This window comes from Butyrivibrio proteoclasticus, assembly GCF_900115735.1.
Lineage (GTDB): Bacteria > Bacillota > Clostridia > Lachnospirales > Lachnospiraceae > Butyrivibrio > Butyrivibrio proteoclasticus_B.
Map to the genome: position 1 here is coordinate 44,651 of NZ_FOXO01000026.1, position 6,530 is coordinate 51,180.

The window sequence follows — 6,530 nt, forward strand, 5'->3', positions numbered from 1 at the left end:
GTATAAAAAAATATAGATACAAGTATTGACATTCATGTGAGAGTAACTTTTGTACAATGTGCACATAAAATGAGGGGTAATTTCATGCAATTGCTTGTAATTACAATTTTATTATCTGTACTTGGTCTTTTAACATCTTTGGTTTTAGTCGGAATATTTCCTTCAATTATTTCTTTTTGTCTGAGTGTTTATTGTTATTTTCAGGAAAAATCAATAAATACAGTCAGAGCACTTTGCGTGTCTTTTGCAGGAATCTTGCTCCCTATTATCATGTATATTAATTGTTATGGTTTTTCGTTACCTTTTGACAAAGGAACAGGTATGCCTTTTTGGAAACAGATAATATACGAGAATTATTCCAATCTGGGATTTGATATGTCTTTTTTGCAAGGAGAAAAAGATGAGGCTGTTGATGCTGAATATGTAGAGACTGTAAAAAATGAAAAAGAGGATCCGGTGGAGGAAAACGAAAATCTGTATTATTCCGGTGATGAAGCAGTGACGGATAGTTCAGAGGATGTTGCTGAGACTGTTGAAAGCACTGTTGAGGCCAGTGATGACAAAAAGAATTCTATTGATTATATGGACTATCCGGAGAGTATATTTGAGAAGTTTGAAGATATAGAAAAGGATTTTGATATAAAGCCGGAGAGCGGATATGTTGGAGCTTCTGATGACGATATGCCTTCTTATGGTGGACTTCCTGTTGGAACTGAAATTGTCGCTCAGTATTTCAGAGAGGATGATCATAACTGCAATCCTGTTATTGTGCTCCAGAATAAAACAGGAGAAATTTATAGATATGAGTGCATGTTTACTGCAAGGGACGGCGATGGAAATGAACTTGCAGTTTCTGAGAGAACATCTGAAGTTGTTCCAAATGGTGCGAAGTTTGTTATCGAGGGAAGATTTGATAAAAACCTCCTGAACGGACAGATTCCGGCAATGTATGAATTTACCATGACCAAAAGAACTCCCTATGAAAAGGATATGTCTGATCAGGTGCTTGTTTATACAAAGGTTGACGGGAATTCAGTTGTTTTGGCTGCGGATAACACTTCGGATATAAAGGTTAAAGTCGATGCCTATGTTCTGTTTTTTTACGGAGATGAACTCGTGGATTGCATTTGGCTAATCCCAAATAATATTGATGATGTGTGTATAAATCCGGGAAGCCTGGCAACTATAAAAGGGGATGCATATTACAAATTTGACCGTATAGAGACATATTACACAGCTTATGAAGCCATAGAAGTAGATTAGTAGCACAAGAAAACTAAAAAAGATATATTGGTTTCCAACAAAAACCAGTATATCTTTTTGTTAAAATGCTACAAAAATAAGGCTGAAATATTGTGAATGTATTGCAAATAGCACAATATAGACTTATCATAATAGCATGATTTAAGATTTTTTGGGGAAGGGTAGGAGTAATAAATGGCTAAATATGTAATGGCTTTGGACTCTGGAACAACAAGTAACAGATGTATCCTTTTTAATCAAAAGGGAGAAATCTGTTCCTGTGCTCAAAAGGAATTTACACAGTTTTTTCCGGAGCCTGGCTGGGTTGAGCATGATGCCAGCGAAATTTGGCAGACGCAGTTGTCTGTAGCAAGAGAGGCAATGAATAAGATAGATGCCAAATTTGAAGATATAGCATCGATAGGAATAACAAATCAGCGTGAGACTGTTATCGTGTGGGACAGAAAGACGGGACAGCCCATCACACATGCCATTGTATGGCAGTGCCGTAGAACTGCAGATTTTGCAGAAAAAATGAAAGCAGAAAGACCAGGAATCGTAGAGGAATTCCAGTGCAAGACAGGTCTTAAGTTCGATCCTTATTTTTCAGGAACCAAGATCAGATGGATCCTGGATAACGTCGATGGAGCAAGACAGCGAGCAGAAAATGGCGAGCTTTGTTTTGGAACAGTTGATTCCTGGCTTATTTACAAGCTTACAAAGGGAAAGGTTCATGTAACCGATTATTCTAACGCTTCAAGAACACTTCTTTTTAACATCAATACATTGGAATGGGATAAGGAGCTTTGCGAGATTCTTGATATTCCTATGAGCATGCTTCCTGAGGTTAAACCTTCAAGCTGCATCTATGGAGAAACTGATTCTGAGTTTTTTGGAGGGCCAATAAGGATTGCAGGAGCTGCAGGTGACCAGCAGGCGGCGCTTTTTGGACAGACATGTTTTAACAAGGGAGATGCCAAAAACACTTATGGAACCGGCTGCTTTATGCTCATGAATACAGGAGATAAGCCTGTTTATTCCAAGAATGATCTTTTGACAACAATTGCATGGGGCATAGATGGAAAAGTTACATATGCGCTGGAAGGTTCAGTCTATGTTGCAGGAGCAGCAATCCAGTGGCTTAGGGACGAGCTCAGAGCAATTGATTCTGCACCTGATTCAGAATACTTTGCAACAAGAGTTAAAGATACAAACGGATGCTACGTAGTTCCTGCATTTACAGGACTTGGCGCTCCATATTGGGATCCTTATGCAAGGGGCGCAATCGTAGGACTTACACGAGGTGTAAACAAGTATCACATAATAAGGGCGACAGTTGAATCTTTGGCTTTCCAGACTGCAGATGTACTTGCAGCCATGGAGCTTGATACAGGAAATAAGCTCACAAGTCTACGAGTTGACGGTGGAGCTTCTAAAAACAATTTTCTGCTTCAGTTCCAGTCAGACATTATAGATACAGATGTTGTAAGGCCTAGCTGTGTTGAAACTACAGCTATGGGAGCGGCATATCTTGCAGGTCTTGCGGTTGGATACTGGAAAAATAAAGAGGATGTTATAAATAACTGGTCTGTAGACAAAGAGTTCAAAAGCTCAATGGATAAGGAAAAGAGAGAAAAAGAGCTTGCGGGCTGGAAACAGGCTGTTGCTTCAACACGCGGTTGGGCAAAAAACTAATTTAGGAGATGGTAAATATGTACGATTGTCTAATAATAGGCGCAGGGGTTTCAGGAAGCGCCATTGCCAGAGAAGTATCAAAATACAAGGCCAGCGTATGTGTACTTGAAAAATGCGAAGATGTCTGCGAAGGCACATCAAAGGCTAATTCTGCCATAGTTCATGCCGGATTTGACGCTGAAGAAGGCTCTCTTATGGCCAAGCTCAACGTTGAAGGAAATGAGATGATGGATCAGCTTTCAAAGGATCTTGATATTCCATTTAAGAGAAACGGTTCCATGGTTGTGTGCGTTCACAAGGAGGAACTTGATGGCCTTAAGACTCTCTATGAGAGAGGTGTGAAAAATGGAGTTAAGGGTCTTAAAATCCTTTCAAAAGAAGAAGCTTTAGAGATGGAGCCTAATCTCTCAGATAATGTAGAGGGCGCTTTGTTTGCTCCTACAGGCGGAATCATCTGCCCATTTGAGCTTACGATCGCTATGGCTGAAAATGCCAATGTAAACGGAGTTGAGTTTAGATTCAACACTGAAGTTGAAGATATCAAAAAAGGTGAGGATGGCCTTTGGCATTTAAGAACAAACAATGGTGAATATGTGACCCGTATGGTTATAAATGCCGCAGGTGTTCACGCTGATGAGATCCACAACATGGTCAGCAGCGACAAGATGCATATTATTGAGAGACGCGGAGATTACTGCCTTCTTGATAAGCAGGTTGGAGGATATGTGTCACACACTATTTTCCCGCAGCCTACTAAATATGGTAAGGGAGTACTCGTTACACCTACTGTTCACGGCAACCTCCTTGTTGGCCCTACAGCAATCGACCTTGAGAACAAAGAGGGCAACAATACAACAGCACAGGGACTTGATGAAGTTGTTTCTAAGGCAAGTGAAAATGTAAAGAATCTTCCTATGAGGAATGTCATTACTTCTTTTGCAGGACTTCGTGCTCATCTTGAAAGACATGAGTTTGTGATCGAGGAAGTTAAGGATGCACCTGGCTTTATCGATGTTGCAGGTATCGAGTCTCCTGGACTTTCAGCTTCTCCTGCTATTGGAAAGATGGTTGGAGAAATGGTAAAAGAAAAGCTCTCTTTAACTGAAAAAGAGAACTGGATCGGAACAAGAAAAGGAATCACAAAGACAGAGGGACTTTCTGTTGAAGAGATGAATGAGCTCATCAAAAAGAACCCTGCTTATGGAACAATCATATGCAGATGCGAATCCATAACAGAAGGAGAAATCCTTGAGGCAATCCACAGACCTCTTGGCGCCCGCTCACTTGATGGAGTAAAGCGCAGAACAAGAGCAGGAATGGGAAGATGCCAGGCAGGCTTCTGCAGCCCAAGAACAATGGAAATAATCAATAGAGAACTGGGACTCCCTTACGAGAAGATAACCAAGAGTGGTGGCAAATCGTACATTGTCCTTGAGAGAACAAAAGGGGAGGCAAGTTTATCATGAAGACAGTAGATATAGTAATTGTAGGCGGCGGTCCTGCAGGACTTGCAGCCGCAGTAGCAGCAAAAGAGGCAGGAAATGACAGCATCCTTATCCTTGAGAGAGACCATGAACTTGGTGGAATCTTAAATCAGTGCATCCACAATGGTTTTGGCCTTCATACTTTCAAGGAAGAGCTCACAGGCCCTGAATATGCTTATAGATTTATCAAAAAGGCTTTGGATCTTGGTATTGAGTATAAGCTTAATACCATGGTTATGGATATTTCAGCAGATAAGGTTGTAACTGCAATAAATAAAGATGACGGATGCTTCCAGATAGCAGCCAAGGCAGTTATCCTTGCCATGGGATGCAGAGAAAGGCCAAGAGGTGCCCTCAATATTCCAGGGTACAGACCGGCAGGTATCTTTTCAGCAGGAACAGCTCAGAGACTTGTAAATATTGAAGGATACATGCCCGGAAGAGAAGTTGTTATTCTTGGATCAGGCGACATCGGACTTATCATGGCTCGCCGTATGACACTTGAAGGTGCAAAGGTAAAGGTTGTAGCTGAGCTTATGCCTTACTCAGGCGGACTTAAGCGAAACATAGTTCAGTGTCTTGATGACTATGGAATTCCTCTTAAGCTCTCACATACTGTAGTTGACATCGAGGGAAAAGACCATGTGACAGCCGTAACTATCGCAGAAGTTGGCCCGGATAGAAAGCCAATCAAGGGTACAGAAGAGAGATACACTTGCGATACACTTCTTTTATCCTGCGGACTTATCCCTGAGAATGAGCTTTCAAGATCAGCAGGCGTAAAGATGAGCCCTGTTACGTCAGGTCCTGTCGTAAATGAGTCACTTGAGACCAACATCCCGGGCGTATTTGCCTGCGGCAATGTTCTTCACGTTCATGACCTTGTTGACTATGTTTCTGAAGAAGCAAAAAGAGCAGGCCAGAACGCTGTTAAGTATATAAATGATGGCTGCAAGGATGAAAGCGGCGCAGAGACAATTGAGATCACTGCGACAGAGGGCGCGAGATATACAGTTCCAAGTTCAATCAACCCTGAACGTATGGATGATCTTTTGACAGTAAGATTCAGAGTCGGTGATGTTTACAAGAACTCTTTTGTCAGTGTTTACTTTGATGATGAACGCATCATGCATAACCAGAAGAGGATCATGGCTCCCGGTGAAATGGAACAGATCATTTTGAGAAAGAGTCAGATTCAGGAACATAGCGGACTTAAGAAGATAACGGTTAAGATTGAGAACGAATAAGATTAAAAAAGCTTATCTAATAAGATCAGGGAAATAGAGGTATTGGAAATGGAAAAAAGAGAACTTACCTGTATAGGATGTCCTATGGGCTGCCAGCTGACTGTATCTATGGAAAACGGAGAGGTTTTGGAAGTTGCAGGCAATACATGCCCAAAGGGCGATATATATGCAAGAAAAGAAGTTGTTAATCCCACAAGGATTGTTACAAGTACCATCAGAATAACCGGTGGAGATAAAGAGAGAGTATCAGTAAAAACTGCAAGCGATATTCCAAAGGACAAGATCTTTGATGTCATGAAGGATATAGACGCGGCCGTTGTTAGTGCACCTGCGCATATTGGAGATGTACTTATAGAAGATGTTGCAGGAACTGGAGTAAGCGTGATTGCTACGAGAGAGATAGCAGCAGTTTGATATAAGGCTGTAGATTAGGGAGAGGATTCTGATGTTTGCAATTAGCATACATCAGAATCCTCTCTTTTTGTATATGCGTAAGTGAGGTAGAAGTTAGGGGGCAGACATTGCCCAATGTCTGTTGATAAGTCACTTGAAGTGTCCCACTGACTCTATTAGAAAAAGTATAGATTACGTCTGCGTACGCCACCATTGACTGAACCTGAGGAAAACGCCCTGCAGGCTCTGCCGACGGTGAGGATGATGGGAACAGTAGATATTATCTCACCGTCGGATTCAGCATTGTAGCGTTTTCCGCAGAACCCGTCAATGGCAAGCACCTTGCGGTGTGGCTGGGTGTTATTGCCTCGGGCTCTGACTCCGAGAACAGTAGGGATGGCTACTTTCAAGACTCCATGGACGCAGCTTTCGAATGCTGCATACAAATCGTTAAAGAGTTGCTTTGATA

The 6,530-nt window shown here is 41.7% G+C and carries 6 protein-coding genes; 5 read left to right on the forward strand and 1 reads right to left on the reverse strand.

All coding sequences use genetic code 11. The annotated features are described in order from the left end of the window. The first annotated feature begins 84 nt into the window (after positions 1-84). From BM146_RS14410 to BM146_RS14430, 5 genes are all read left to right on the forward strand, one after another. A complete protein-coding gene (locus BM146_RS14410) occupies positions 85-1,263 on the forward strand; it encodes a hypothetical protein (protein ID WP_074890532.1) in 1,179 nt (392 codons plus the stop codon). 174 nt (positions 1,264-1,437) lie between these two features. Next, complete coding sequence (gene glpK, locus BM146_RS14415) at positions 1,438-2,937, forward strand: glycerol kinase GlpK (protein WP_074890534.1); 1,500 nt, start codon at positions 1,438-1,440, stop codon at positions 2,935-2,937. A 17-nt stretch (positions 2,938-2,954) separates the two neighbouring features. Beyond that, the gene (locus tag BM146_RS14420) at positions 2,955-4,403 is read left to right on the forward strand and encodes an NAD(P)/FAD-dependent oxidoreductase (protein ID WP_074890536.1); all 1,449 of its coding nucleotides are present in this window, start codon (positions 2,955-2,957) and stop codon (positions 4,401-4,403) included. Beyond that, entirely contained in the window at positions 4,400-5,668 is a 1,269-nt protein-coding gene (locus BM146_RS14425; protein WP_074890539.1) for an NAD(P)/FAD-dependent oxidoreductase, read from the forward strand. The genes BM146_RS14420 and BM146_RS14425 overlap by 4 nt, the downstream gene beginning before the upstream one ends. A 48-nt stretch (positions 5,669-5,716) precedes the next feature. Next, positions 5,717-6,082 carry a DUF1667 domain-containing protein gene (locus BM146_RS14430; RefSeq protein WP_074890542.1) on the forward strand — a complete coding sequence of 122 codons (366 nt, stop codon included), beginning with the start codon at positions 5,717-5,719 and terminating at the stop codon, positions 6,080-6,082. Positions 6,083-6,237: 155 nt separating this feature from the next. Here BM146_RS14430 and BM146_RS19875 read toward each other — a convergent pair. Next, on the reverse strand, positions 6,238-6,530 hold a 293-nt coding region (locus tag BM146_RS19875), incomplete at its 5' end, for a hypothetical protein (RefSeq protein ID WP_207649935.1).

Bases quoted from the DNA above. Each gene is read 5' to 3' on its own strand.
- BM146_RS14425 (WP_074890539.1), top strand. From the start codon at position 4,400: ATGAAGACAGTAGATATAGTAATTGTAGGCGGCGGTCCTGCAGGACTT.
- glpK (WP_074890534.1), top strand. From the start codon at position 1,438: ATGGCTAAATATGTAATGGCTTTGGACTCTGGAACAACAAGTAACAGA.
- BM146_RS14420 (WP_074890536.1), top strand. From the start codon at position 2,955: ATGTACGATTGTCTAATAATAGGCGCAGGGGTTTCAGGAAGCGCCATT.
- BM146_RS14410 (WP_074890532.1), top strand. From the start codon at position 85: ATGCAATTGCTTGTAATTACAATTTTATTATCTGTACTTGGTCTTTTA.
- BM146_RS14430 (WP_074890542.1), top strand. From the start codon at position 5,717: ATGGAAAAAAGAGAACTTACCTGTATAGGATGTCCTATGGGCTGCCAG.